The 26929-nt window shown below is 62.7% G+C and carries 21 protein-coding genes; 5 read left to right on the forward strand and 16 right to left on the reverse strand.

Annotation, left to right across the window (positions count from 1 at the left end):
- Window positions 1-63 precede the first annotated feature (63 nt).
- Genes FGL65_RS04840 through FGL65_RS04855 form a run of 4 tightly spaced genes read right to left on the reverse strand, consistent with a single transcriptional unit; the run spans window position 64 to window position 8461 of the window.
- Window positions 64-2064 (reverse strand): DUF6785 family protein, encoded by a 2001-nt coding sequence (locus tag FGL65_RS04840; protein WP_147819924.1) that lies wholly within the window; start codon window positions 2062-2064, stop codon window positions 64-66.
- A 1-nt stretch (window position 2065) separates the two neighbouring features.
- Entirely contained in the window at window positions 2066-7003 is a 4938-nt protein-coding gene (locus FGL65_RS04845) for an FtsX-like permease family protein (protein WP_147819925.1), read from the reverse strand.
- On the reverse strand, window positions 7003-7755 hold the full coding sequence (locus FGL65_RS04850; RefSeq protein WP_147819926.1) for an ABC transporter ATP-binding protein: 753 nt from the start codon (window positions 7753-7755) through the stop codon (window positions 7003-7005). The genes FGL65_RS04845 and FGL65_RS04850 overlap by 1 nt, the downstream gene beginning before the upstream one ends.
- A 10-nt stretch (window positions 7756-7765) precedes the next feature.
- Window positions 7766-8461 carry an ABC transporter permease gene (locus FGL65_RS04855; protein WP_147819927.1) on the reverse strand — a complete coding sequence of 232 codons (696 nt, stop codon included), beginning with the start codon at window positions 8459-8461 and terminating at the stop codon, window positions 7766-7768.
- A gap of 173 nt (window positions 8462-8634) precedes the next feature.
- Between FGL65_RS04855 and FGL65_RS04860 the strand changes: the two genes are divergently transcribed.
- Together FGL65_RS04860 and FGL65_RS04865 are read left to right on the forward strand one after the other, a co-directional pair.
- Entirely contained in the window at window positions 8635-9819 is a 1185-nt protein-coding gene (locus FGL65_RS04860) for an Lcl C-terminal domain-containing protein (RefSeq protein WP_147819928.1), read from the forward strand.
- Entirely contained in the window at window positions 9767-9961 is a 195-nt protein-coding gene (locus FGL65_RS04865) for a hypothetical protein (protein ID WP_222705795.1), read from the forward strand. The genes FGL65_RS04860 and FGL65_RS04865 overlap by 53 nt, the downstream gene beginning before the upstream one ends.
- Before the next feature lie 122 nt (window positions 9962-10083).
- Here the strand turns inward: FGL65_RS04865 and FGL65_RS04870 are convergent, their stop codons facing one another.
- A complete protein-coding gene (locus FGL65_RS04870) occupies window positions 10084-10863 on the reverse strand; it encodes a polysaccharide deacetylase family protein (RefSeq protein ID WP_147819930.1) in 780 nt (259 codons plus the stop codon).
- An 85-nt stretch (window positions 10864-10948) separates the two neighbouring features.
- Between FGL65_RS04870 and FGL65_RS04875 the strand changes: the two genes are divergently transcribed.
- Window positions 10949-11620, forward strand: coding sequence for an HAD family hydrolase (locus tag FGL65_RS04875; protein WP_147819931.1), 672 nt, complete (start codon window positions 10949-10951; stop codon window positions 11618-11620).
- Between the two features lie 98 nt (window positions 11621-11718).
- Window positions 11719-12936, forward strand: coding sequence for an HD-GYP domain-containing protein (locus FGL65_RS04880; RefSeq protein ID WP_147819932.1), 1218 nt, complete (start codon window positions 11719-11721; stop codon window positions 12934-12936).
- A 148-nt stretch (window positions 12937-13084) separates the two neighbouring features.
- On the opposite strand, the gene FGL65_RS04885 is transcribed toward FGL65_RS04880, so the two are convergent.
- Together FGL65_RS04885 and FGL65_RS04890 are read right to left on the reverse strand one after the other, a co-directional pair.
- Window positions 13085-14557, reverse strand: a complete 1473-nt coding sequence (locus tag FGL65_RS04885) for an Rne/Rng family ribonuclease (protein ID WP_147819933.1) — start codon at window positions 14555-14557, stop codon at window positions 13085-13087.
- A gap of 48 nt (window positions 14558-14605) precedes the next feature.
- Window positions 14606-15559 (reverse strand): radical SAM protein, encoded by a 954-nt coding sequence (locus tag FGL65_RS04890; protein ID WP_147819934.1) that lies wholly within the window; start codon window positions 15557-15559, stop codon window positions 14606-14608.
- A gap of 190 nt (window positions 15560-15749) precedes the next feature.
- Here FGL65_RS04890 and FGL65_RS04895 point away from each other — a divergent pair, with 190 nt between their 5' ends.
- Window positions 15750-16613 carry a tRNA (adenine-N1)-methyltransferase gene (locus FGL65_RS04895; RefSeq protein ID WP_147819935.1) on the forward strand — a complete coding sequence of 288 codons (864 nt, stop codon included), beginning with the start codon at window positions 15750-15752 and terminating at the stop codon, window positions 16611-16613.
- A 54-nt stretch (window positions 16614-16667) separates the two neighbouring features.
- Here FGL65_RS04895 and FGL65_RS04900 read toward each other — a convergent pair whose 3' ends face one another.
- From FGL65_RS04900 to FGL65_RS04940, 9 genes are all read right to left on the reverse strand, one after another.
- Window positions 16668-17270, reverse strand: coding sequence for a DJ-1/PfpI family protein (locus FGL65_RS04900; protein WP_147819936.1), 603 nt, complete (start codon window positions 17268-17270; stop codon window positions 16668-16670).
- On the reverse strand, window positions 17233-18318 hold the full coding sequence (locus FGL65_RS04905) for a GlxA family transcriptional regulator (RefSeq protein WP_250645575.1): 1086 nt from the start codon (window positions 18316-18318) through the stop codon (window positions 17233-17235). The genes FGL65_RS04900 and FGL65_RS04905 overlap by 38 nt, the downstream gene beginning before the upstream one ends.
- A gap of 72 nt (window positions 18319-18390) precedes the next feature.
- A complete protein-coding gene (gene dsrP / locus FGL65_RS04910; protein ID WP_147819937.1) occupies window positions 18391-19659 on the reverse strand; it encodes a sulfate reduction electron transfer complex DsrMKJOP subunit DsrP in 1269 nt (422 codons plus the stop codon).
- Between the two features lie 11 nt (window positions 19660-19670).
- On the reverse strand, window positions 19671-20441 hold the full coding sequence (gene dsrO, locus FGL65_RS04915; protein ID WP_147819938.1) for a sulfate reduction electron transfer complex DsrMKJOP subunit DsrO: 771 nt from the start codon (window positions 20439-20441) through the stop codon (window positions 19671-19673).
- Entirely contained in the window at window positions 20441-20827 is a 387-nt protein-coding gene (gene dsrJ, locus FGL65_RS04920) for a sulfate reduction electron transfer complex DsrMKJOP subunit DsrJ (RefSeq protein ID WP_147819939.1), read from the reverse strand. The genes dsrO and dsrJ overlap by 1 nt, the downstream gene beginning before the upstream one ends.
- Before the next feature lie 12 nt (window positions 20828-20839).
- Window positions 20840-22498: a sulfate reduction electron transfer complex DsrMKJOP subunit DsrK gene (gene dsrK, locus FGL65_RS04925; RefSeq protein ID WP_187170543.1), complete on the reverse strand. Its 1659-nt coding sequence runs from the start codon at window positions 22496-22498 to the stop codon at window positions 20840-20842.
- A gap of 45 nt (window positions 22499-22543) precedes the next feature.
- A complete protein-coding gene (gene dsrM, locus FGL65_RS04930; protein WP_147819941.1) occupies window positions 22544-23578 on the reverse strand; it encodes a sulfate reduction electron transfer complex DsrMKJOP subunit DsrM in 1035 nt (344 codons plus the stop codon).
- A 54-nt stretch (window positions 23579-23632) separates the two neighbouring features.
- Window positions 23633-24160, reverse strand: a complete 528-nt coding sequence (locus FGL65_RS04935) for an RsbRD N-terminal domain-containing protein (RefSeq protein WP_147819942.1) — start codon at window positions 24158-24160, stop codon at window positions 23633-23635.
- A 232-nt stretch (window positions 24161-24392) separates the two neighbouring features.
- A complete protein-coding gene (locus tag FGL65_RS04940; protein WP_147819943.1) occupies window positions 24393-26897 on the reverse strand; it encodes a PAS domain S-box protein in 2505 nt (834 codons plus the stop codon).
- Between the last annotated feature and the right edge of the window lie 32 nt (window positions 26898-26929).

A 26929-nucleotide genomic window follows, 5' to 3' on the forward strand; every position in this document is an offset into this window, starting at 1 on the left:
GATGGGGGGTGGCCGGTTGTTTTTCTATCTCATATCGTAGTTTTCAGTAAACGGTTCCCTGAGCTACACCGGGAACACGTTGTACACGGTTTTCGTCCACAGGCTCAGGAGCGCATAGAAGCCGCCCATGAGGAAATCGCCCAGAATCAGGCCCACGAACAGGAAACGCAGCCGGTTGAACAGGGCCGTGCCCCCGTAGTGCAGACAGAGGTGGTTGCACATCCATCCCAGGAAAAAGCTGAACCAGAGCACCTTCATGCCCGTGGAATAGGCCACAAGGTAGCCCAGCGGATGCAGGGGCCACCAGGGCAGTCGGTAGTAGCAGAGAATCAGCAGGCCCATGATCAGCGCGCCCGCGCCCGAGTAGATGAGGGTCCACTTGTTGGGACCCGTGGGCACGTCCACCAGCCGCTGGGCGTTTTCGTAGTTGGCCAGCACGGTCTGGGTGGCCCATTCCAGGTTCAGGTCCCGCAGCCCGTACTTGTGGCCCAGGTAGAGCATGGTCACGAAGGCCGTGCCCACGGCCAGCAGCAGGGCCGCCGTCACGCCGAGGACCACCACGCACTTGGCCTGGTTTTTCTCGCAGGCCTTGGAGCCGTGGAACAGGGTGGGCAGCACCGCGCTGCGCATGTCCAGGAAAAGCATCTTTTGCATGACAGCGGCGCAGGCGATGCCCGCCTGGCCAAACATGCCCGTGCCGAAGAATCCCACCATGCCGTCCATGGGCGCGGCCGTGAGCGTGAAATAGGGCAGCCCGCCCTGGCAGACTACGCGCGCGGAAACCACGGCCACTATGATGAAGGCCACGGGCAGGATCAGGGCCGCGACGGGCGGCAGCCCGAACCACCAGCCCCATGCCGCGAGGAAGAGCACGCCGAAGAGCAGCCCCCACAGGGGCCAGACCGGGGGCAGCCAATCCTCGGGCGTGCCGGGCCTGGAGTCCTCGCCCAGCCTTCTGCGGCATAGGGGCTTGTACAGGCACAGGAACGTTTCCTTGAGGTGGTGGCGCGCCAGCCAAGCCAGGAAAAGGAAGAAGACGATATACGCGCCGATGGACTGAGCGCCCTCGGGCCGGTAGAGGTCCGCGCCGAAGGTCACGCCCAGGGCGGCCTCGGGCAGTTGCAGGCCCAGCACGTAGAGCAGCCCGTAGGAAAGCCCGGCCAGGATGAAGAAGACCCAGAAGCTGAAGGATATCTGCCGCGTGGTCAGGAAGGCGAAGCCGATGAACGCGGGGACGATGTACAGCTTGAGCTTGTAGAAGCCCGAGAACAGGCCGAACTTGGGGAAGTACTTGCCCGCCAGGATGATGGTGGGCAGTTCCGGGACGCTCGGGAAATAGTAGTGCATGCCGTTCATGAGGTGCAGGAAACCGGCCAGGAACAGCCCGGCGATCAGGAACCTGTCGGCCCAGAACGAGCCGAACCGACCCTGGTCCAGGGCCTGGCCCATGATCTGGGGCACCCGAAACAGCGGGAACATGACCCGCTCGTTCATGACCCACTGCTTGCCGAGCAGGCGCATGAGGCAGACCATGACGAAGAACGAAGCCAGGATGAAGGCGGCCCAGACCAGCAGGGGCTGGAGCCAGACGCCCCAGGGCACGTGGGAGAGCACCTCGCCCACGCCCATGGCCTTGGCGTTCGGCAGCCCGTTGTAGAGCGTTTTCACGGCTGCGGCGCTGTCCGGGAACCATGCGTCCGGCAGCAGGGGACGCAGCACCTCGGTCCAGCGGAAGGCGTCCTTGGCGAAATGCTGGGGCGCGGTGATGTTCACGAAAAAGGTTTCTGCCAGCCCGTTCCAGCCGATGCTGGTGAACAGGATCATGAGCACCCAGGCAGTGAGAATCTCCATGCCGTTGAGCGGGGGCGGCTTTTTGCTCAGCCTGCTTGCGGCCGCCGACAGGACAAAGAGCCATGCCGCGACAAAGAACGGGGCCAGGGGGAAGTTGCCGTTGCCTATGGGCGTGTTGCGCAGGTAGGCGTCGTTGTACGGTGTGAACACGCACAGCGCCAGGCCGAGGGCCAGGCCAGCGAGCACGGCCCGGAAGCGGATTCGGTCAGTCATGTCAGCCAGCCTCCTCGATCCGCTTCATGCGCTCGGCAAAATGTTCTGTCAGGTCGGTTGCGTAGCCCTGCACGGCCACCTCGTCCAGGGAGCGCCAGGCCAGAAGCTGCTTGCGCAGGTCGTTGAGGAAATTGCGGTTCAGGTTTTCCCAGGCCTTGTGCTCTCCGGCCTCGCGGGTGAGCTGCACCCGGATCTGACGGTAGCCCCGGTACAGGTCGGACGGGCAGAAGGTCAGGTCCACCTTTTGGCGCACCCCGAAGTCGAAGGGGGCCAGCCAGACGCGCAGGTTCATGCGGAAGCAGTAGTCCTCGCCCGTGAGCTGCTCCGGGGTCAGGCACTGGACGGTCCTTTCCCCCAGCTCCTTCCGGGCCTCGTTGTCCAGATAGGAGCAGGCCATGTCCGCGGTGGAGAACGCCCCGTGGGAAACGTCGTGGTGCGTGTCGTAGTAGGCGCGCAGGAAGCCGCCCGCGCTGGCCTGTTCCGCCAGGTTGATGAGGAAGGGCAGCATCACCGTGAGGGTGTCGCCTTCGGCCTTGGGCATGGTCCAGGACCTGTTCACGTCCGGGATGGCGATGCGCGAGGCCACCCGGGCCGGGTAGAGCACCGACACCAGCACCACCAGGATGACCAGGATCATGGCCGCGACCCCGGCGGTGGAGGAGTAGTTGGCGGTCATGCCCGCCCACAGGGCCGTGCCCGCGAGGGCCACCGCGGAAAGCTGGGCCAGGAGATAGCCGATGACCACGGCGATGACCGCAAAGGCCAGCGCCTCGGCAATGAACAGGAAGGCCACGTGGGGCGGGGCCAGGCCCACCGAGGTGTAGACCGCGATCTCGGGGCGGCGCTCGTAGACCGAGCCGATCATGGTGTTGAGCACGATGAGGATGGAGATGGCCAGGGGAATGAGGATGTTGGCCACGCCCGAATAGTTGACCGCGTCCGAGGTGAAGAACAGCGAGGTGCCGTCCCTGCCGCCCCGGAAGAGCATGAGCCCGAAGCGGTCGCCCAGGGCCGTGCCCAGGTCCTTTTCCCCGGTCTGCTTGACGGCCAGCCCCTTGAGCTTGCCCGTGTTGCCCAGGGAAAGCAGCAGCTCGGCGGGCAGGATGGCCGTTTCATAGCCGGGAATATGCTGGTAGCGGCTCTGGTAGTCGAGCACGTCCTCGCCCTCCTCGATGGCTTCGGCCTCGGTGCTGGAGAGCTGCACGGCCGCCTCGTTGGGATAGACGATGGGGGTGATGGGTTCCCCGTCCAGGTCCGGGTTGTCCCGCAGGCCCGTGTCGCCGAAGATGCCCACCAGGGTGTAGGGCACTCCCCAGACCGTCATTTCGTCGCCGATATCCGCGCCGATGGCCGTGGTGATTCGTTCCGGGAGCAGCACCACGTGCCGTTCGCCCGGCCGGAACCAGCGGCCTTTGACCAGGATGCGGTCCAGGCCGGAAACCCGGGGCTCGGTGTGGGAGAGGCCCACGGTCCCCCGAAGCTGCGCCACCTTGCCCTTGAAGGAAACCGGGATGAGCGGGGCGCGGGACTTGTCGCCGGTGAGCCCGGTGTCGTACCAGACGCGCGGGGCCACGACGCCCTTGTCCGCATAGGCCTCGGAGACCACGGACAGGGCCTCCACGGGCAGGTCCTGCCAGTTGAAATATTTCATGAGCAGCCCGTCATAGCCCGCCTTGGGGCTGAAGGTGGCCCATCCCTTTTCGCGCACGGATTTCACGGTGGTGAAGTTCATGATGGTGAAGGTCAGGATCACCAGGGTGGCCAGGGTCAGGAAGGTGCGCACGGGCCTGCGCTTGAGGTTGCTGACCCCGAGCACGAAGGCGGCGGTGAAGGCCGCTGCCGGGCTGATGTCCGAGAGCTTCAGATGCTTGGAGCGTCGCTGCAGCTCCACCATTTCCCGCTCGAAGCGGAAGAAGATGATCAGGCTCACCAGCAGGGACAGGGCCAGGATGAAGAAGGCCAGGATGACCACCATGGGGCTGTAGGTCAGTTCAAAGGCCGGATGAACCATGTAGACCACCGCAATGATGGCGGCCAGCAGCCCCAGGAAGGCCCCGATGCGCTTGCGGATGTCCGCGAAACCGAAGAGCAGCCGTTCCATGCAGTAGGCAAAGGGCACGAACAGGGCCACGTAGAAGAGCACCCCGATGAGCACGTCCTTCTGGGTCTTGTCCACGTCGTTGTAGACCTTGGAGGCCTTGGCCAGGGAGGAGCGGGCCGACTCCATGAACCTGTCCCAGCGTTTTTCCGCCCGGTACTGCCGGGCCTGCTGGAGTTCCTCGAGGCCGAGGGCGGCCAGCGCCTGGACCCGTTCGTTGACGATGCCCTTCTGCTCCAGGTTTTTCACGCGCGGGGTGAGCAGGTTCCACATGTCGTTGGCCGCGCGGAATTCGGTCATGGGGATGGTGGGCCAGCTCCGGGCCAGATAGCCCGAGCCCAGCGGGTTCTCGGGCGTGGAATTCAGCAGCAGTTCCTTCTTGTCCAGCACCGTGTCCGAAAGGGTCAGCTTGATGGGCACGTCCGGTTCCAGGAACAGGGTCCCCAGGGTGGAGGACCGGGTGTCCAGGCGGCTGTACCAGTAGCTCACGGGAGGGGCCTCGGTGCGCGCGTCGATGAGCGTGGGCCGGTAGAGATACTTGAAGGTTCGCGGGTCGAACATGTCGAAGAGCGTGGTCTGCGTGCAGGAGAACAGGATCATGTCCGTCTCCATGACGCTGCGGCTCAGCTTGACCCGGTAGGCGTCCTTGCCGGTCTTGGGCTTGTCCACGGCCCAGACGGCCAGTCCGGTGCGCTCGTCGAAGCGCATGCCTTCGAGCACGGCCTTGTGGTAGCTGATCTTCTTGTCGGCCAGGCCCGGGATGCGGAACCGGCCCTCGGTGTCCACCATGCCGTACATGCGCGTGCCCCACTGGAAAGCGAGAAAGACCGTGTCCGTGCCCGGCTTGTCCGGGAACAGCTCGCCCTTGCGCAGCAGGTTGGCCCTGCCTTCAAGGGTGGTATAACGGTCCTTGCCCCGTTTTCCGGCTTCGGCGATGGGCCTGGCGGCCAGTTCCCGCGCCAGGGACTGCACCAGCCGGGACTGACGCTTGAAGTAGCTGAAGTTCACGCGGGACGGGATATCGTAGGGGGTGCCCCAGGCCGGGCGCACGTCATGCACCGTGGCCAGGGTGAATCCCGGGAATCCGGCAATGGCCATGGGCTCCCCGCCCAGTTCCGGGCCGTCGGGCAGGTAGCTTTCCCAGGTTCGCAGCCTGCTCGGACGCAGGGTGCCGTGGTACAGGGGCTTCAATTCCTTGGGCAGGGTCTTGGCCCTGGCCTCGAAAATGTCGTGGATGGGGCTGAAGAACCGGGTGCGGTTCACGTCCGGCTTGAGGTCGTAGAGCCAGCCCTTGTCGAATCCGCCCACCCCCTTGCCGTGGCTGGAAAGGAACAGGGACATGTGCGCGGCAATGGAGCGCCCGCCCATGACCTTGCGCAGTTCCAGGGCGGAGTTCACCGCGCCCAGCCGGGCGTTGGCGTCGTTCAGCACCCGGTCCTGCCATTCCAGGGCCTGGCGGGTGTAGCGGGCCAGCACGTCCCTTTCCTTTTCCCCCAGGGGGACATCGGCCTGGGAGGCCTGCACCCAGGTGAGGCGCTTGAGGACCAGCCGCTCGGCGGCCAGTTTTTTGATGGCCTGCTGCAGGTCCACCACGTCCTGGTTCTGTGTCTTTTTGCCGCGCATGTGCCCCTTGCCCGTGCGTTGCATGGCCTGGTTGTGGCGGCCCAGCAGGCGTAGGCGCATGAGCTGGCTGGTGATGTCGTCCTCGGCATTGCGCACCACGGTCTTGTAGGCGTTGCGCAGCAGGGCGAGGTCGGCGGGGGAAATTCCGGACAGGTCCAGGGGCTCCTTGCGGAAGAGCAGCTCCAGGGCGCGGGCCGCGTTGATGGTACGCTCGGTGTAGTGTTGCTTCAGCCGGGCCAGTTCCTTTTTCTTGGTCACCAGGGCCCAGGTGAATTCGCGCATGCCCGCCTGGGCCTGGGCATGCGCCCCGCTGGCCAGCAGCAGCACCGGCCGTTTGGGGCGTTTCCTGCCCAGCGTTTCGGCCACGTCCATGAGCGTGGCGATGGAGCAGGATTCGTCCGCGCCCGGAGAATCCCCGGCCACGAAGGTGGACGATCCATAGAAGGCCTCCACGATGAGCAGCTGGTCGGCCAGGGCCGGGTCCGTGCCCTCCATGAAGCAGTAGACGTTTTCCTCGGTGGCCTGCTCCCACTGGGCGCTGGAGGTCAGCAGCACGTCGCCCAGGTCCATGGGCTTTGATTCGTTGACGTTTTCGCCGAAAAGCTCCGCAGCCTGGGACTTGGAGATCCAGAACATGGGGAAGTCCACCGGGGTCAGCTCCACCTTGTTCACGAAAAACGCCGAGGGCGTGGGGCCGCCGCCCGTGCCCACGAAGATCAGGGCGCGCGCGCCGAGCACGGCCGCGTTGTTCCAGTTCTTGCCCGAGTCCATGTCCATGAGGACCACGGCCCCTTCGGGATCAAGGCCGTTGAAGTCTTTGAGATGCCCCTGGCCCACATAGAGCAGCCTGCCGCCGAGGCCCGGCGGCTCGATGGCCCCGGGCGAAAGCACGTTGGTGCGCAGCTGCTTGATGTGGATTCGTCCCTGCTCGGGCAGCACCAGGTCCGCGCCGTAGGAACGGACCACGGGCACCCGGAAGGACTGGCGGCCGATGATCCGGCCGGTTTCGCCCGCGCTCGTGTTGGCCGGGACGAGCCTGCGGAACTCCTCGGCCACGGCGTCCGCCGCGGCCTGCGCCCCGGGCGTGCCCGGACTGCGGTCGCCCATGGCGGCCATGCGGCGCAGGAAGTCCTCCCCCGCGAATGCGGCGGACGCCGCCAGCAGGGTCAGCAGCGCGGCCAGGACCGCGGCGAGGCGCAGGGCGGGGCGGCTCGGCATCAGGCGGGCGCTCCTTCGGCTTCGGCGATGCCCCCCACGCTGATATCCAGTTCGTCGCGGTTCTCGATGCGGTCGATCATGCCGTCGCGGATCCAGACCACCCGGTCCGAGACATTGAGCATCTTGTAGTCGTGGGTGGCGGAAATGACTGTGACCCCGCGCTCGGCCGAGAGCATCTTCAGGAGTTCGATGATCTCCGCGCCCGTGGAAAGGTCCAGGTTGCCGGTGGGTTCATCGGCCAGGATGATGGCCGGGTCGTTGGCCAGGGAGCGGGCAATGGCCACGCGCTGCTGCTGGCCGCCGGAAAGCTCCAGGGGCTTGTGCTGGAAGCGCTCGCCCAGGCCCACCAGCTTGAGCAGCTCGATGCCCTTCTCCTGGGCGTCGTCCCCGTGCATGCCCGCGAAGGTCATGGGCAGGGTCACGTTTTCCAGGGCGGTCATGACCGGGATGAGGTTGAAGGTCTGGAAGATGTACCCGATCTTGCGGTTGCGGAGCCAGGCCAGCTCGTAGGCGTCCAGCTGCGAGATGTCCACCTCGTCGATGAACACCTTGCCGTCCGTGGGCTTGTCCAGGCCACCGATCATGTTGAACAGGGTGGATTTGCCCGAGCCGGAGGGGCCCATGATGGAAATGTATTCCCCGGCCATGATTTCCAGGTCCACGCCCTTGAGCACGTGCACGGTCTGCCTGCCCAGGGGGAAGTCCTTTTTCACGTTGATGACGCGGACAATGGTGTGGCGTTCGTCTGTCATGGTCTGTCCTTCAGTGTTCGGCCCGCAGGGCGTTGATGGGCCGCATGCGCATGGCCAGGATTGCCGGGTAGAGCACGCCCAGCAGGCTGAGGCCCACGCCGGAGAGAATGGCCAGGCCCACCGAGGTCAGCACCTCGGCCCAGGGCAGGCTCGCCAGCGCCGCTGCCCCGAAGCGGAACAGCCCGGCCAGCAGGGAAAAGAGGAACCCGAGCACCGCGCCCGCGCCCGCGCCCAGCAGGCCCTGCATGGCCGCCTCCAGCAGGAAGAGGCGCAGCACGATGGAATCCAGGGCGCCCAGGCATTTCATGACCCCGATCTCGGAAAAGCGTTCGGTCACGGACATGAGCTGGGCATTGACGATGCCCACGGTGCAGACCAGCAGGGAGAGAATGACGATCCAGCGCTCCTTGGCGCTCATGGCCACCCGGGCGGCCTCCAGGTCCACGTCGTACCCCGCCTTGGTAAGCATGCTTGCGGCGGTTTCGCCGCCGGAGCGCAGGATGCCAGCGGCCACGTCCAGGTTTACGAGCACAAAGGCCAGGAACGACACGGCGAGCATCAGGCTGCTCACGGTGATCATGGAGCGGAAGAAACGCACCCGCAGGCTCTTGAAGCTGATTTCCAGGGACTTGCCCCAGGGCAGGCTGATGGCCCGCTGGATCCCCGGCCCCTTCCCCGCAGGCTCGGTGAACACATTTTTACTCATATTTGAAGACAATACGCAGCCGCCGCCACCAGCACAAGAGCGGTAGAATTATTTTTTCCGTCCATTGTCAGGGCAGTTGCGCCGTTGTAACCTGGTCGCTCCTTCCCGCGACCAGAATAGAGGACCATCCGGAAATCCTGCTTTCCGGGAAGAATGAGCGAAGGAGTTTCGACATGTCGAAATGTTTATCCATACTGTGTTTCATGAGCGCCGCCGTGGCATTGCTGGTTTCCAGCTACGTCTTTGCCGCCGAAGGCCCCACCTGGCCGGTGGTGGATACCGGCCAGGACCAGTGTTTCGGCACGGGCGATTCCATCCGCTGTCCCCTGCCGGGACGGGAGTTCTCCGGGCAGGACGCCCAGTACAAGGGCAATGGCCCCGCCTACCGCGACAACGGGGACGGCACGGTCTCGGACCTGGTCACCGGACTCATGTGGCAGAAGACGCCCGACTTCAGGCGCTACACCTTTGCCCAGGCCGGGGGCTACGCCAGGAACCTGCACCTCGGCGGCCATGACGACTGGCGCGTGCCCACCATCAAGGAACTGTTCTCCATCGCCGACTTCAACGGCAACATGCACACCCGGACCCCGTACATCGACACCCGTTTCTTCGACTTCCGCTATCCCACGGACGGCCAGCGGGACATCGACGCCCAGTTCTGGTCCTCCAACGAATATGCGGGCACGGTCATGGGCCGCCAGCGGGCCGCCTTCGGCTTCAACTTCGCGGACGGCCGCATCAAGGGCTATCCCGTGACCAAGGGCAACTGGATGCGCTGCGTGCGCGGGCCCGCGAACTACGGGCTGAACGACTTCAGGGACAACGGGGACGGTACGGTCACGGACCGGGCCACGGGGCTCATGTGGACCAAGGCCGACAACGGCCGCCCGGTTTCCTGGGAAAAGGCCCTGGAATACGCAGGAAAGTCCCGGATGGGCGGCCATGACGACTGGCGGCTGCCCAACATCAAGGAACTGCAGTCCATCGTGGACTATTCCCGCTCCAGCAATTCCCGCTCGCCCTCGCACCGGGGTCCGGCCATCGATCTCCTGTTCAAGCTCACGGACAAGGAGGCCTGGCTGTGGTCCTCCACCACCCATATCGAAAACGGCTGGGCCTACTACGTGGCCATAGGCCAGGCAACGGGCTACGGCCCGCGCGGCCTCGCTTGTGGATGTGCCGTACCGGCACGTGGAGGTGGGGCCGAAAAACGGCGGCAGCGCGCGTCCCCAGGGCGGTCCGGAAATGGGCGGCGGGGATCGAAGGCCCGGCAAGGGGCAGGGGCCAGGCGGAGGCGGGTTCATGGACCGGTTCGACAAGAACCGGGACGGCCGTGTTTCCCGCGCCGAGTTTGACGGCCCGTCCGACCATTTTGATCGCCTGGACCGCAACAAGGACGGCTACATTGACGAGGATGAGGCGCCCACCGGCCCCCCCGACGGCCCGCCTCCGGGCGGAAGAAAAGGCGGCATGGGCGGCCCTCCTCCCCGACAGTAATCTCAGCAAAGAGGCTGTTCAAAGATGTGCGGGAGTAAGACGCACGGTTGAGACGGTCCGCAGCGTATGCGTTTAATGCGGAAAAGGACCTGTCTGATCGCGGCAACAGAGCCCTCGTGCGTTCAGGGACAGACGAGATCGCGGAATGCGGCCGGTTGCAAGTGCTTGTGACCGGCCGTTTTTTTCAGGAGCAGGTCCAGGAAGTCGAAGGCCAGTGCGTTGGCGCGCTGGTGGTGGAGCATGACGCCACAGCGTCCCGTTGCCAGGGCGGCCTTCAGCTCGGCGAGCAGCGCATCCCATCCCTCCTCGGGCGTGGGCTCGTTCCGGGTGTGCAGGTCCACGTTGATGAACAGGTCGGGCAGGCCCTCGGGCAGGGGCACTTTTTTCAGCTCCCCGGCGGAGCGGGACACGGCCCGGAACCCGAGTTCCTTGAGCGCCGCGCCGGTTTCCGCGTCAAAGCGGTTCCAGGGCGGGGTGAAGTAGGGTTCGAAGTCCTTGCCCATGAGCGCCTGCAGCTTGGCCTTGCCCCTGGACAGGTCGGTTTTCTTGGCCTCCGGGCTGCGCTCGTCACCGAACTCGCCCTTCTTGCCCCGGGTCTGGTGGCTGCGGTGTCGCCAGCCGTGCTGGTGCCAGCACCATTGGCCGGAATCGCCCGCCTCGGACCGGATTTCCCGCCAGCGCCTGTCGTGCAGCCAGGCGGGCACCACGGCCATGCACAGGGGCATGGCGCTTTCCCGGAATACCTCCAGCATGCGGCTCATGTTCCTGCCGGGCACGGCCACGTCGTCGGCCCGGAAGAATATTCTGCCCTCGGGCGCTTCGGCCAGGACCCGGTCCAGCCGGGCGGGAACATCGGCGGGCATTTTCAACCACAGGGAGGAGAGGGTGTTTTTGACGATCATGATTTTATCATTTTACCACATCCGGATTTGGCCCACCACACCCTTAATTCTTGCCTGCCGGGGCGGCCTCGGGTAGTGCAGGGCCATGCGACGCTTCGACGCCCTCATTTTCGATTTCGACGGGACCCTGGCCAACGTGCCCCTGGATTTTGATCTCATGCGCACCAAGATCGCGGCCCTGGCCGAGGGTTTTCTTGCCGTGCGGCCCGAAACCGACGGCCAGCCCATCCTGGAATGGATCGACGAACTGGCCGCCGAGATTGCCGGGCACGAGGGACGGGACGCGGGCAAGGAGTTCCATTGCCGGGCCCGGCTGACCATCACGGCCACCGAGATCGACGCGGCCCGGCAGGGCGAGCTGTTCGAGTTCACCCGCCCCATGCTCGAAACCCTGCGCGAACGAGGCGTGGCCGCCGGGGTCATCACCCGCAACATCACGCCGGCCGTGCTGGAGGTCTTCCCGGACCTGCCCGGCCATGTGGGGGCCTTCATCCCCCGGGAGGACGCGGTGCGGGTCAAGCCCGACCCCGAGCATCTGCACCAGGCCCTGCGCCTGCTCGGCGTGCGGCCCGGGCGCGCCCTCATGGTGGGCGATCATCTCATGGACATCGAAACCGGGCATCGGGCCGGAACCGCATCCGCGGGTGTGGCCACGGGGCGCATTTCCGAGGCCGCCTTCCGCGAGGCCGGGGCCGAATTCACCGCCCCGCATGCGGGCGAACTGCTCAAGCGTCTTCTGCGCGACAATCTGCTTTAATATAATGGCCTTCCGATAGGGGAGTGCGCTATTCTTTTCGCGTGTCCCGCAGAAAGTGCAGTTTAATTATGCGCTTTGCGAAATGAAGGTCGTGAAGAATGGCTCAGAAGAATAAATCCCCCCAGCAAGATCCGGGAATTTCCGAACAGGAGGCCCGCGTCCGGTTCGAGCGCATGCAGCGCGCCCGCCAGGCGCTCGGTCAGCTGGATCCTTCCCACGAGGCGCAGATGCGCACCAAGGCCGAGGAGGCTCAGCAGCGCGAGCAGGAGTCCCTGCAGCGGGCCGAGGCCATGGCCCGGCTGCGGAAGCGGATGCGCGCCCGGGAGACCGAGGTGGAGCCCGCACCTCCGAAGCCGGCCGCTTCGGACCGGGTGCCCATCGAGGAGGAAATAGTCGTTGCCAACCGGCTTTACGGCGAAGCCCTCAAGCACGCCAGGCGCTTCCTGGACAACGTGCGCGCGGGGAAGCCCGTGGACTACCACGAGGCCGAGCCCACGGTGGACGGTTTCATCGGGTCCATTTTTCGCAACGAATCCGCGGCAGCCGCCCTGTGCAAGCTGCGCCACGCGGATGAATACACCTATACCCACGGCATCAACGTGTCCGTGCTGGCCATCATCCTGGGCAAGCACCTGAACCTCACCCCGGAGGAACTCCGACTGGTGGGCATTGCCGGCGTCTTCCACGACGTGGGCAAGGCCCTTGTTCCCGAGTCCATCCTCAACAAACCGGGCAGGCTTTCGGACGAGGAGATGGATATCATGCGCACCCATGCCCAGAAGGGCTACGACGTGCTCAGCCTTCAGCAGGACATGCCGCCCGAGGTCATGAACGCGGCCCTGGAGCACCATGAGCGCTGCGACGGGTCCGGATATCCCAAGGGCATCAGGAGCACGGAGACCCATATCATATCGCGTGTCATCGGCCTGGTGGACGTCTATGACGCCCTCACCAGCCGCCGTCCCTACAAGGACGCCCTGCCGCCGGGCAAGGTCATGGGCATGATGTACCAATGGCGGCTTTCCGATTTCCAGCCCCACATCGTGGAGCATTTCATCAAGAGTCTGGGCATCTACCCGGTGGGCAGCTTCGTGCGGCTCACCGACGGCCGCCACGGCGTGGTGGTGGGCCACCATGCCGACGCACCGTTGCGCCCCGTGGTCAAGGTCGCCTTTGACCTGGCCATGCAGCCCATCACCCCCCGGGTGGTGGACCTGGTGGAGCAGGCCGCAGGGCAGAACGGCAAGCAGCTGCTTATCGCCGACATCGTCAATCCGCAGGAGAGCGGCGTTGATGTCGCGAAGCTCATGCGCTAGTCGGCTGTCCTTCCAGGCCCGATAACGTTGTTACTGCAAAGAAGCCAGGTCCTCACGTATTGTTTCATACGCTGCGGCCTGGCTTCTTTTTGTGCCTAGTTCTCGGACCTTTTTGAACAGCCTTGATGTGTTCAAAAGGCCTACTGGGTTATTCGTCGTATTCGTAGCTGATGTCGATATGGATCTTGTTGCCGAAGCGGCGCTCCATCTCGGCCAGCATGGCCCGCTTGTTGTTCAGCAGGTAGATGGACAGTTCCTCCTCCGCCTCGTGGACCAGCGGATCCGGGCAGTTGCCGCGCAGCAGCTGGCGGTAGATTTCCTTGAGGGCCTGCAGGGCCTGCCACTCCATGTTGCGCCGGATGCCCGTTCCCTTGCAGCAGGGGCATGGCTCGGTGCTGATGGCTATGGCCGAGGAGCCGAGGCGCTGGCGCACCAGCTCCATGAGGCCGAAGCTGGAGATGCGGCTCACGTCCGTGCGGGCGCGGTCGTTCTTCAGGGCCGCGCGCATGGTCTTTTCCACCTCGCGGCAGTGCTTGGGGTCCTTCATCTCGATGAAGTCGATGACCACCTGGCCGCCGATGTCGCGCAGCCGCAGCTGGCGGGCGATTTCCTCGGCCGCCTCCACGTTGGTCTTGAGAGCCATCTTCTGGAAATTCTTTTCCCCGCCGATCTTGCCGGAGTTGATGTCCACGGCCGTGAGCGCCTCGGTCTGGTCGAAGACCAGACGGCCGCCCGAGGGCATGGTGGCCTCGCGGGAGTAGATTTCCTCCACCTGCTTGGTGAGGTTGAAGCGTTCCAGCAGGGACTTGTCGTGCTGGGTGTGCAGCTTGACCAGGCCCGGCTTGCGCGGGAAGGCCAGTTCCACGAACTGTTTCACCTGGTCGTAGGTTTCCTTGTCGTCCACCCAGACCTCGGTGACGTTGGTGGTCAGGTAGTCGCGCACGGCGCGGGCCGCCAGGTCCATTTCCTTGTAGACCAGGGACGGGGCCTTTTCGGTCCCGGCCTTGCCGCGCACGTCCTTCCAGAGGCGGTTCAGGTACTTGAAGTCCCGCTCCAGGGCGGCCTTGCTCTGGCCGATGGCCGCGGTGCGGGCGATGAGCCCCACGCCCGGTTCGGGCTTCATCTGGCTCAGGACCTTCTTGAGCCGGGTCCGTTCCTTTTCGTCTTCGATCTTGCGGGAAACCCCCATCTGGTCGCGGCCCACGGTATAGACGAAGCTGCGGCCGGGCAGGGAGAGATAGGTGGTCATGAAGGCGCCCTTCTTGCCGGTGGGTTCCTTGACCACCTGCACGAGCACTTCCTGGCCCGCCTTGAGCACGTGCTGCATGAGCGGGTAGCGCGCGCCTTTTTTCATCTTGTAGCCGCCCGAATAGTATTCGGGATGCACCTCGTCGATCTGGAGAAAGCCGTTGCGTTCGGCTCCGTAGTTGATGAAGGCGGCCTGCAGGCCGTTGTCGATGTTGTGGATGTAGCCCTTGTAGATGTTGCCCTTGGTCTTGGCCTGGTGCAGCATCTCCACGTAGTATTCGTTAACGCGGCCTTCCTCGGCCAGGACTACTTCCACCTGTTCGCCCGGCAGGACAGATATGAACATCTTCTGCCGTTTCTTTTTTGCGGTCATTGAAACCTCTCAGAGAAAAAAAGTGTGGTTCACGCAAGGTATGCACGGCTATCCCTCGATTGTATGGCGGCCGGAATAATAATACGGGGTGCCGCTTTCATCTGATGAAGTCGCTTCGCCGCCATGGACGAGCCGGGTGACCGCCTGTTCCGCCTGGGCCTCGGGTATGCCGAGGGCCTGGCTGAGCTGCTCAACGGTTTGGGGCCTGCGGGCGAGGGAAGCGCGTACCATGTCGTCCACGCGCGCTTCGGAAAAGGCGGCCTCGCTGGTCCGTAACCGTTCGCGCACCGGGGCGTCCCCGGTGTGCAGTACCTTGCGCCAGCGCTCCAGCGTTTCCTTGTCCACGGCCTTGGCCTTCTTGACGGTGCCGGGCCGGGAAAGGGTGACCACATCGATGCGGTCGGGCTGGAGGCGCTTGCAAAAAGCCTCGAGCTTGCCGAGGTTGGCGTCACTGTCGTTGACTCCCTCGGCCAGCAAAATTTCCAAAAAGATCCTGCCGTCAAATATGTTTCGGAATTCCAGAAGGCCCTGCGCCACCTCGTCCGGGCCAATGCCGGGACAGGGGCGGTTGATGGTCTGGAATTCATCGGGCACCAGCGAATCCAGGGACGGCAGCACGATGTCCGCCAGCGCCAGGTCCTGCCGAACCTCGGGGTTCAGCATCAGGGTCGAGTTGGTCAGCACGGCCACGGGAAGGCCCGGGAAGATGTTCCGGACCCCTTCGATGACGTAGCGCATTTCGCTGTTCAGGCAGGGCTCGCCAAGGCCGCCGAGCGTAATGACGTCCGGCGTTTCATGGCCCTCTTCTTTCCACTGTTCCAACTCGTGGAGTATGTCTTCGCCGGACACGTAAGGCCTGCGCTCCAGGGTCAGGGTCCGTGTGGCCCCCACCTCGCAGTAGATGCAGTCCATGCTGCAGATGCGGTCGCCCAGGAGATCCAGCCCCAGGGAACGCCCCAATCTGCCGCTCATGACCGGTCCGAAAACATAGTTGAATTTCATGTATCCAATCCTCATGGGCCGTGGTTTGGCTATGCCCATGTAAGGGGTATTGTTATCAGGGGGTTATTTAATTCGCAATGATTACCTGTCAAGAGGGGAAACCGTTGCGACCGTGCGTTGCGCACGCTTTTCTTGACTTGCGGCCCCGCTCACCGTAGGGAAAGGGTCCAAATTTCCACTGGAGGCCGACATGATCGAAACAGGTGAACTGGTACTGCTCATCAGCCCGAAAGGCAAGCGGTACATGTATAAATACGACCCCGAGGGTGAAATTCATACCAACGACGGCAAGATTCTCATGGCCGACGTTGGCGCCGCCGGTTTCGGCCGTCCGGCCAAAAGCCATCTGGGCAGGCCCTATCTGGTGCTCAAGCCGACCCTGCACGATCTGATCAAGAACGTGCGTCGCCAGACCCAGATCATGTATCCCAAGGAGATCGGCTACGTGCTGCTCAAGCTGGGCATTGGCCCCGGCACCACGGTCATCGAGTCCGGCACCGGTTCCGGCGGTCTGACCACGGCCCTGGCCTGGACCGTTGGGGACACCGGCCATGTCTATACCTACGAGCGCCGCGAGGATTTCTACAAGCTGGCGGGCAAGAACCTACGCCGGGTCGGCCTGGATCACCGCGTTACCCAGACCAACAAGAACATCGAGGACGGTTTCGACCATACCGGCGCGGACGCCCTGTTCCTGGATGTGCGCACCCCGTGGGAATACATTCATCACATTCCGGCGGCCGTGAAGCCCGGCGCCATGTGCGGGTTCCTGCTGCCCACCACCAATCAGGTTTCCGACCTGCTGCGCGCCCTGGAGGCCGGTCCCTTCGAGGATTCCGAGGTGCTGGAAATCCTGGTGCGTCACTGGAAGCCCGTGGCCGACAGGCTGCGTCCGGACGACCGCATGGTGGCCCACACCGGTTTCCTGGTGTTTTCGCGCTACATGGAGCCGCAGCCCGAGGAGCCGGTCGAAGAAGCTCCGGAGGCCGAAGAGGCTGCTCCCGAAGCTCCCGCTGAAGCATCGGCAGCCGAGCCCGAAGCTTCCGAAGAGTAGAGCTTGCAGATACGAATTGAAGAGGCCGTTCCGAAAGGGACGGCCTCTTTTGTTTTATACCTCAGCAGAGTAGGGCGGAGCCGGATCGTATTGCAGGATCTTTTTGACCATGCGGGCATGGTCGGGATCGTGAATCTGGCCCACCAGCCACAGGGCCATGTCGATGCCTGCGGAAACCCCCTGCGAAGTGACCACCTTGCCGTCGCGCACGTAGCGCATGTCCGGAAGCTCCGTTACCTCGGGGTCATTCGTTAGAGAATCCATGAGCTGCCAGTGTGTGGTGGCTTTGCGGCCCTTGAGCAGCCCGGCCTTCTGCAGGATCAGGCCACCCGTGCAGACCCCGGTCATCCACTGGACCTGATCATACTGGGAGCTGACCCAGTCAATGGCTGCGTTATTGCCCAGGGCATATTCATTGATATCCGCCGTGCCGGGCAGCAACAGCACGTCGAGTTCGGGTGCGGTTTCAAAGCTGTGGTCCGGGATCATCTTCAATCCTCCGAACCCATTCAAAGGGTTGGTGTTCTGGCTGATGGTCACCACCTGCCCGCCGCCCAGGATGTGGTTGGAAGCGGCAAAGACCTGTTGGGGGCCGACGAAATCCAGCTCCGCGACCTGTTCATAGATGTATATCCCGTAGGTGAGTTGTTTTGTCATTGAGTTCTCCTTTGATGAAGTGGGCCCTGTACTGGGCCGGACTGATGCCGAGCCTCCGCAGGAAGGCCCTGCGCAACCTTTCTTCCCGGCCGAAGCCGGATTCCTGTGCCACGGCTTCCAGAGCTTCCGTTCCGGATTCGATCAGTTCGCGCGCACGATCGATCCGCATCTGCTCAACAAAGCGAGCGGGGCTCATACCTGTTTCCGACGGAAAAATACGTGCAAAGGTGCGTGGGCTCATGTGGACCTGATCGGCCAGCCTTTCCACCGTGAGGTTCTGATCAAGGTTGTCTTCCATCCATTTCACAAGGCCACTGAACTTCTCTACGGCCTTGGCCTGTATGGAGAGGAGGGTGCTGAACTGACTCTGGTGCCCGGGCCGTCTGCGGTAGAGCAGCAGCACACGCGCCACCTCAATGGCCAGGGATGGGCCGTAGTCCTCCTCCACCAGGGCGAGCGCCAGGTCGATTCCCGCTGTGACACCTGCGCTGGTGGAAATATGGCCATCCTGCACATAGATGGCGTCCGCTTCCACAGTGATGTTCGGGTATAGTTCGGCCAGTCTGTCGGCGACTAGCCAGTGGGTGGTGGCCCGTCTGCCTTCCAGCAAGTCACAGGCTGCAAGGATGAAGGCTCCGCTACAGACCGAAACGATGCGATCCGCCTTGCGGGCCGCAGCTCGAATTGCCCGTATAACCTCGGGGTCTGTAGAGGTGTTTTCAGCAACCAGACCGCCTGGCACAAGCAAAATGCTTCTTTCTTTTAGTCCAGGGCGTACATCGGCATTCAGCACCAGGCCCGAAGAGGTTTTCACCGCTCCGGGGCATAATGAGGAAAAGGCTGGAACATAGCCTTCGTTCAGGCGGCCGTCATGATGCAGCAACTCGGTGGCCGACGAAAAAACCTCCAAAGGACCGGTGACATCCAGGGACACCACGCCAGGATAGAGGAAAAACTCGATCTGCTTTGTCATGACAGCAAGGTAGAAAATAACATTGGTGGCAGCAATGACAAAAAATATGCAGATTCTGCCAAGTGGTGTTTTCACGAAAGTAAAGGCCCGCTCCCTTTCGGGAACGGGCCTTGGTACTCGTTTTCGCCTTATGCCTATGCGAGGTGGTTAGGCAGCGGCTTCCGCTTCCTGGGCCGGAGCCTCGTCAGCGGCGGGTGCTTCTTCTTCACTGCTGCAGTCGCAGTGGTCTTCCGTGGAACAGCCGCAGGGAAGCGCCTGGGACTGTTCAAGGTCCTGCTTCACGCTGGTGGCGATCTTGAACAGGACGGTGACGATCAGCGCGCCGATGGCGTAGACCATGGCGGAGATCAGGAGCTCGAGACCGGTGGGCCAGTACGGCGTGATGGTTTCGAACGGAGTCGGGTTCATGCCGCCGATCAACAGGCCGAGGCCCTTGTCGATCCAGGTGGCGACCACCAGGATGGCCAGCGCCCAGGGCAACAGCTTCTGGTTGTCACGGAACCTGGGCGGAATGAGCAGGGTCAGGGAGACCACTGCCATGACCACGAAGGTCCACATGAAGGGCACGAGCTCGTGATGACCGTGCACGCCTGCGAACAGGTACACGATGGAGTGCTTGTGGCCCGGGATGTTGGAGTAGAACGCGGTGAAGATTTCCAGCGCCAGGAAGAACATGTTCACGACCATGGCGTAGGCGATGATCTTGGTCAGGGTCCTCACGGCATTGCGCGGCATCTGGAAGGAGGTGACCTTTTCGGTCACCTTCAGGACCAGCAGCAGGATGGCCGGACCGGAGCAGAATGCGCTTGCCAGGAAGCGGGCGGCCAGGATGGCGGTGAGCCAGTAGTGGCGGCCGGGCAGGCCCTGGTACAGGAACGCGGTGACCGTGTGGATGGAGAATGCCCAGACGATCGAGATGATGATGAAGGGCTTGATCCACTTGGGATGCGGCAGGCGCATGCGGTCATGCTCCAGGCAGACCCAGCCGCACAGCAGGTTCAGGGTCAGGTAACCGATAAGCACGGTCATGTCCCAGAACAGGATGGAGTTCGGCGTGGGGTGCAGCATGACGTTGAACATGCGCTGGGGCTGACCAACGTCGACAGCAATGAACAACATGCACATGACACACGCGCCGATGGCCATGAACTCACCGAAGATGACCATGTGCTTGTTGGGCTTGTAGTGGTGGAAGTAGTAGGGAAGGACGATCATGACGCCCGAGGCGGCCACACCGACCAGATAGGTGAACTGGGCGATGTAGAAACCCCAGGACACGTCGCGGGACATGCCCGTGATGGTCAGACCTTCCATCAACTGATAAATCCAAGCTCCGGCTCCTGCAGCGATAACCAGCATCAGGAAGCCGATCCAGGCGTAGTACCTGGGAGAACCTTTGAGAGCTCTTTCCAGCATGTCTGTGCCTCCTAGATGATGTAGTAGACGCTCGGCTCGGTGCCGGCGGAGGGTTTGCGACGAATGGTGTAGTTCTCGCGCAGGACCTTGCGGACGTCGGACTCGGGGTCGGTAAGGTCGCCGAAGGTCAGCGCGCCGTTCGAGGCTTCAACGCATGCGGGCAGCTTGCCCACGGAAAGGCGCTCGACGCAGAAGTTACACTTTTCAACAACACCGCGCATACGGGTCGGAAACTCCGTGTTCAACTTGGTGAGGTCCAGGTATTTCCTGGGCTCGCTGTAGTTGAAGGAGCGGGATCCGTACGGGCAGGCGGCCATGCAGTAGCGGCAGCCGATGCAGCGGTGGTAGTCCATGGCCACGATGCCGTCCGGGCGCTGGTAGGTGGCCTTGGTGGGGCACACGCGCACGCACGGGGGCTGTTCGCAGTGGTTGCAGAGCATGGGGAACATGCGTTCCTTCACGCTGTCGTCCATGTACGGGTTCTGCTGCTCGGGGAAGCACTCCTCATAGGGAGAGGCCCAAAGCCACTTGATGTTCTGCTTGGTATCGATTTCGGACACGTTGTGGATGGCGTGGCAGGCTGCGGCCAGGGGAGCGATGGCTTCCTCGGAGTTCAGCTTGCGGGTATCCACCACCATGGCCCAGTGCTTGGCGTTCAGTCCGTCCGCGTGCTTTTTCACCGGAGCGGCGTGGCCGGAAGAGGCCATTGCCTTGGGGGCGATGCACAGAGAGGCCGCTGCCAGGCCTGCGAACTTGATGAAGTTACGTCTGTTGTTTTTCATTATTTCAACCCCTCCGGCTGAATGTGGCAGTCCCAGCAATAGGGGGAGACGCCTGCGTCGTTGTGGCACTTGTCGCAGAATTCCGCTTTGTTGTCGTGACACTTCATGCAGGTGTTCTGCAGACTGATGGTGAATTCCTTGCCTTCGTGGTTCACGTAGACACGTTTGCCGTCGCGCAGGGCCCAGTCACGCCACTGGTCCAGGAGCTGCATGTGCTTGGTGCGCATGAACTCGAGGGATTCCACACATTTCTTTTCGTTGGCAGGCAACTTCAGTTCCGGCTGCTTGTAGGAAGCTTTCACCGTCAGCGCGTTGTACGCGAAGGGGGAAAGCAGCAGCCCGACGAAGATGACGATGCCGAGTATGATTTTTCCGCCGTAATGCATTCCTCATTCCTCCTACATGTTCGGGGGAGTCCAGTCGTCATCCTCGTCCTCGAAACCGGGGAGGGATTCCTGACGGAGGTTCATGGTGCGCTCCTGTTCACCCGGCAGGATGAGGGCGTTGCCCACGAGCTCGTGCACGCCGCAGACTTCCACGCCCGGGGCCCAGTAGTCGGCCAGGGGCGGCAGGGTGGCGCGGTCGATGGCGCAGATGCAGGACATCATGTTCACGCCGTTCTTGTCCTGGACATAGCGCAGGGCGTTGCCGCGGGGCAGGCCGCCTCGCAGGCGGATTTCCATGATCTCTTCGGTGTTCAGGCCCGAGCCGCCGGCGCAGCAGAAGGTCTCTTCGCGGATGGTGCCGGCGGGCATGTCCACGAAGTTGTTGCACACGTTCTTGATCACGTAGCGGGGCTCGTCCAGCAGACCCATGGCGCGGGCCGGGTTGCAGGAGTCGTGGAAGGTCACCTTGTACTGGTCGTTGCGGCTGGGATCCAGGTTCAGCTTGCCGTGCTTGATCAGGTCGGCGGTGAACTCGGTGATGTGGACCATCTTGGTCACGGCCGAGTTGTGGAACACGGTGCCGGTGATCGGGTTGCGCGGGGTTTCCATGTGAGAGCCCTGCAGGTAGCCGTTCATGGTGTCCATGTACTGGTTGATGACGCGCCACATGTGGCCGCATTCGCCGCCGAGGATCCATTTGCAGCCCAGCCTGTTGGCTTCGGCGTACATCTTGGCGTTGAGCTTCTTCATGGCCTCGTTGTTGGTGAACAGGCCGAAGTTGCCGCCCTCGGATGCGTAGGTGGACATGGTGTAGTCGAGATCCAGGAAGTGGAAGAGCATCAGGTAGCCCATGAAGGTGTAGATGCCCGGGTCGGCGAACACGTCGCCCGACGGGGTGATGAACAGGATCTCGTGGCCCTTTTCGTTGAGCGGGGCCTTGACGCGCACGCCGGTGATTTCCTCGATGTCGTCCACCATGAAGTCCACGATGTCCTTGAAGGCGTGGGGCTGGATGCCGAGGTGGTTACCGGTGCGGTTGCAGTTGGAAACGGGTTCCAGGACCCAGTTGATGTTCACGCCCACCAGGTGCAGCAGTTCGCGCGCCATCATGGTGATCTCCGCGGTGTCGATCCCGTAGGGACAGAACAGGGAGCAGCGGCGACATTCCGTGCACTGGTAGAAGTATATGAACCATTCCTTGAGGACGTCCTCTTCCATGACGCGGGATCCGGTGAGCTTGCTCAGGATTTTGCCGGCCAGGGTGAATTCGCCTCGGTAGATGGAACGCATCAGTTCGGCGCGCAGAACGGGCATGTTCTTGGGATCGCCGGAGCCGATGAAGAAGTGACATTTGTCCGCGCAGGCGCCGCAGCGCACGCAGATGTCCATGAAGACCTTGAGCGAACGGAACTTGTCCAGGCGTTCGCGGAAGCCGTTCATGACGATTTCCTTCCAGTTCGGCGGCAGCTTCCAGTCCGCTTCGCCCGGGGACCATTCCCGCGGGTTGCCGAAGGCGTCGGGCATGTAGCCCTGCAGATACGCGACCATGTCTTTCTTGGCCGGGTAGCACCAGTTGCCCGGTGCGAAGTTCACCGGGGTCTCCATCCAGCCGGAGGCCGGCGGATTGTAATCTATGCTTTTGAAGAGTTCGTCAGCGCTTGGCATCGACATTATTCTTCTCTCCTGTCGTTGTGGTCGAACCGTTTACCCGGAACCCTAGCCCTCTTCGGGAGCCTTGGCATTCTCGGGGTTGTCCAGGGGCAGCCCGGCTTCAGCCATGAACGGGCCGAATTCCTTTTCGTAGGATTCGTAGGCCAGGGGCTTGATGTCCGGGTTCCACGGATTCTCGTGGTGATGGAAACGGTTGTCGTTGGGCATGTTTCTTGTCGGGGACAGGAAGACGCCGGGCATGTGCATGAGCTTGCTGATGGGGAAGTAGACCATCAGCACGCTGACCAGGAAGACGTGGACGTAGAAGGAAACGTCGATGCCTGCGGGAACATGCGGATGCAGGGTTACCAGACCCATGGCCAGTTCCTTGATGGCCACGACGTCGACCTTGGCGTAGTAGCGCATCCAGATGCCGGAGAGGGCCACTCCCAGGATCAGGAACAGGGGGAAGAAGTCGGCCACCAGAGAGATGTACCTGATCTTGGCGTCCACCAGCCTGCGAAGCAGCAGGAAGAGAAGGCCGACCACGATCAGGGCGTCGGTCTGGTACATCACCGGAGCGCCGATCTGCAGGATGCCGTCCATGAATTCCAGGCCGTTGACGAAGAACGGGATGGGCTCCAGGAACAGGCGCAGGTGGCGCAGGGCAATGATGAAGAAAGAGTAATGGAACAGGATGGCGAAGAGCCACAGCCATTTGGAGGAGGCGTAGGCCACCACCGGGCCGTCCTTGGTCTCATGCAGAGACGTGGACGTGTTGCGGAACAAGGACCGGAACGCGAAGATCTCGAGGATCATGCGCAGCACCGTCTGGAAACCGTTTGACGGGTTGTCCAGCTTGCTCTGTTTGAAAAGTTCCGGATCGTAAGGCAGCTGCTGGCCGCCCGTGGTGGGGATCCTGTAGGGCACCGGGCTTTTTGCCCAGCCGAAGATCTTCGCCACGAATCCGCTCAAGAAGAGTGCGAACGCCGTGTACGGGATACAGACGCCGAAGCCAAAATCCATATGGCCCGCGCCTACCCCGAACAATGGGATCAGCACCAGAATAAAAACGAAAACGAGTGAGTACAAAGCATTCATCTACCGTCACCTCGCTTATGGTTTGAGCCTCCGAATCGTTCGGGGGCCCTTCCACTATTCCTCGGCCTTGTCGGCCGTAACGTCCACAATCATGCGGGCTTTTTTCAGCAGGGTGTGCTGGGACCGCTTCACCTCTTCCACCCTGAGCCGATATATCTGTTCCCTGCTCCGGGAATAGATATCGATGGCCAGCAGGACCATGTTGTCCAGCTTGGCCTCGAAACGCAGAAGATGCTCAAGCTCCTCGCTCTTCCGCAGTTTCTCGAAATATTCGTCCCGCAGCAGCTTCTTGAACAGGAACAGGAAGCTGAGGGCCTGGGACGGGGAAAAGTCCTGCACGGACCGGATGCGGATCATCTTGTCCAGGGAGGTGCAGATGGCGTCCGCGTCCTCCCACTGCAGGAGATGGTCGATCAGTTCGCCGGTGGCCTCGCGGATGGCCGCGCCCACCGGGTTGGAAAAACGGTTCTTCTTGTTCTTCCATATTTTCTGGGTCTCGACCGGGTATGTCCCGAAGATCAGGTCGGCCCACTTGTCGGCCATGTCGGCCTTGTGCTCGGCGATGAGCGCCTCGATAGTCATAATATGTCTCGAAATCCCGTAAGACATGTCCCCCGGGCGGCCTTTTTCAAGCCGTACAGGGTGCCTTCGGGATTGCTTCGGTTACATGTGAAAATCGTCACGTACGATTGACAAGTCATATTCCACGCGACCGTGGAAACGTCAAGGTTTTTCCAGAAAAAAACCGGGTAATCAAGGGGTTTTCGCAGGGGATTTCAGGGCCTGAAAAACAGGGGTGTCGAACGTCTTTTCACTAGAGGCGTTCCACCCGGTTGCGGCCCTTGTCCTTGGCCACGTACAGGGCCTTGTCCGCGCGGCTGAGAATGTCGTCGATGGAGCCGTCGGCCGCGGTCATGGCCGAAAGCCCAATGCTGGCGGTGATGGTGGTGGTTCCCCTGCCGGTGTCGATGGTCGCCTGGGCCATGGCCTGGCGCAGGCGGTCCGCAGCCTTTTCCGCGGCCCAGGCCTCGGTTTCCGTGAGTACGGCCGAGAATTCCTCGCCGCCCAGCCTGCCGAAGAGGTCTGTCTCGCGCAGGCATTCGCGGCAGGCGTCGGTCAGGATGCGCAGCGCGTCGTCGCCCACGCTGTGGCCGTAGGTGTCGTTGATGCGTTTGAAGTGGTCCAGGTCGAGCATGAGCACGGTGAGGGGGTGCCCGTACCTGCGGGCGCGGGCCATTTCCTCCTGGGCGCGACGCATGAACTCGTGGCGGTTGAGCGCGCCGGTGAGCGAGTCCGTGGTGGCCAGCCTCTGGAGCTCGGTCTCCAGGCGTCTGCGTTCGGTCACGTCGTGGATGACCGAATAGAGCAGGGCCCGTTCATTGACCATGACCGGCCCGCTGTAGACCTCCACATCGCGCACCTGCCCGCCGAAGACGCGGTGCTTGAGCAGGAAGTGGTTCCGGTGTTCCTGCTGGGCCATGGCCATTTCCCGGAATATTTCCTGCTCCTCCATGGCCTGGATGTCGGACATGTTCATCTGCAGCAGCTCGTCCCGGTCGTAGCCGTAGAACCGTTCCGCCGCGGGGTTGGCGTCCACGATGTCGCCGGACTTGGGGTCGGACAGGACCATGACCGCGTGGTTGTTCATGAAGAAACCGCGGTACTGCTGCTCCCGCTCCTTGAGGATTTCCTCGGCCCGGATGCGGTCCGTGGCGTCCCGGAAGATGCCCTCCAGCGCCACGGGGTGCCCGGCCTCGTTGTAGACGAAGTGCAGGTTGATCTCGGCCTTGATGAAGCCCCCGTCGCTGCGCTTGAAGTCCACCCTGTATCCGGTGACGCTTCCCTTGTCCTGCAGGATGGAGATGACCTCCCTGCGGTCCTCGGGATCGCGGTAGACCCGTTCCGTGACGCTGAGTCCGATGAGCTGGGTCACTTCGTAGCCGAGCTGTCGGGCCGCGGCAGGGTTCACAAGCATGATGGTGCCGTCCAGGCTGGTGAGGAAGTATCCGTCCTCCATGGATTCGAAGATGCGTCGGAATTTTTCCTCGCTCTTTCGCAGGGCTTCCTCGTTGATCTTGCGTTCGGTCATGTCCCGGGCCGTGGCCAGGATGGCCTCTCCATCGGCAGTGCCGATGACGCCCGCATTGACGTCCACGGGGTAGAATTCGCCCGTGGACCGGACGTGCATGGTTTCGAAGGAGGCGCTGCCGTTGGCGGTGATGCGGCTCAGGAAACCCGGGATGCGCTTTTTGACCTCCTCGGGGACGATGTCCTCCAGGCCCATGTTCAGGAGCATTTCCCGGGAATAGCCCAGTTCCATGGCCGCGGCCCTGTTCACGTCGATGAACCGGCCGTCGAAGTCGATGAGGAACTGGGAATCCGCGGCAGAATCGAACAGGGCCCTGGATTTGGCCTCGGATTCCTTGAGCGCGTTTTCCGCCTTTTTCAGCCGGGTGATGTCCTCCAGGGTGACGATGACCCCGTCGAACTTGCCGGAGACGTCGGACATGCGGGCCACGGAGACGCTGAAATGCATGTCCAGACCGGAGATGTGGGCCTCTTCCTCGAAGTGGGTCCCTGTATTTTTCCCTGTGGAGACCTCGTGCACGCGGTCTTCGATCCAGGGCAGCAGGTGGGCGGCCTGGGTCTGTGCGTCGAAGCAGGCCGGTTCGCTGTTGAAGCGTTCGTGGTAGTACCCGGAGCCCGCGTCGCAGGCCAGGCCGATGAGCTTGGCCGCCTCGGAGTTGTAGAAACTCAGGGTTCGCTGCCGGTCATAGAGGAAGACCGGGTTGGGCAGGCTGGCAACCAGGGTCAGGAACATATTCTTTTCATTGGCGAGCTGGCGGTTGATGGCCTGGACCTCGGGCGGATCGTCGGTGGTCGCGGCCCAGTCCCCGGAGAGCGCCACTTCCAGGCGGTCGAAAAAGTCCAGCAGAAAACCGTGGAAGCTGGCCCGGAGTTCCGGGGGAGCCTTTTCCTCCACCAGGTCGAAATACGAGGCCCGGTAGTATTTGAGCAGTCCCAGGAACATGGACAGGTTGACCCCGCGCTGGCGGTGCAGCCGGGATTCCATTATTGCGAATTCGGAAACCGGATCATCCTTGTAGCAGTCGTCCGGGGTCAGCCCGGCCCGCAGGGATTCGGAATTTTCCAGCCCTTTGCCGATGGCTTTGGTCAGCCCGCTGACGGACATGCGCCAGGGCTCCACCAGGGTGGAGGTGTAGCGCGTGTAGCCCTGCTTTTTGGCGTAGGCGAGGATGCGTTCCATGAGCCATTCCTCATGGTTCGTGAGCAGGGTGTGGAGTTGGTTCAATGCCATTGTCGCCTGGCCGGTTCCGGGTTTTCTCTATG

The organism is Salidesulfovibrio onnuriiensis, assembly GCF_008001235.1.
Taxonomy (GTDB): Bacteria; Desulfobacterota; Desulfovibrionia; order Desulfovibrionales; family Desulfovibrionaceae; genus Pseudodesulfovibrio; species Pseudodesulfovibrio onnuriiensis.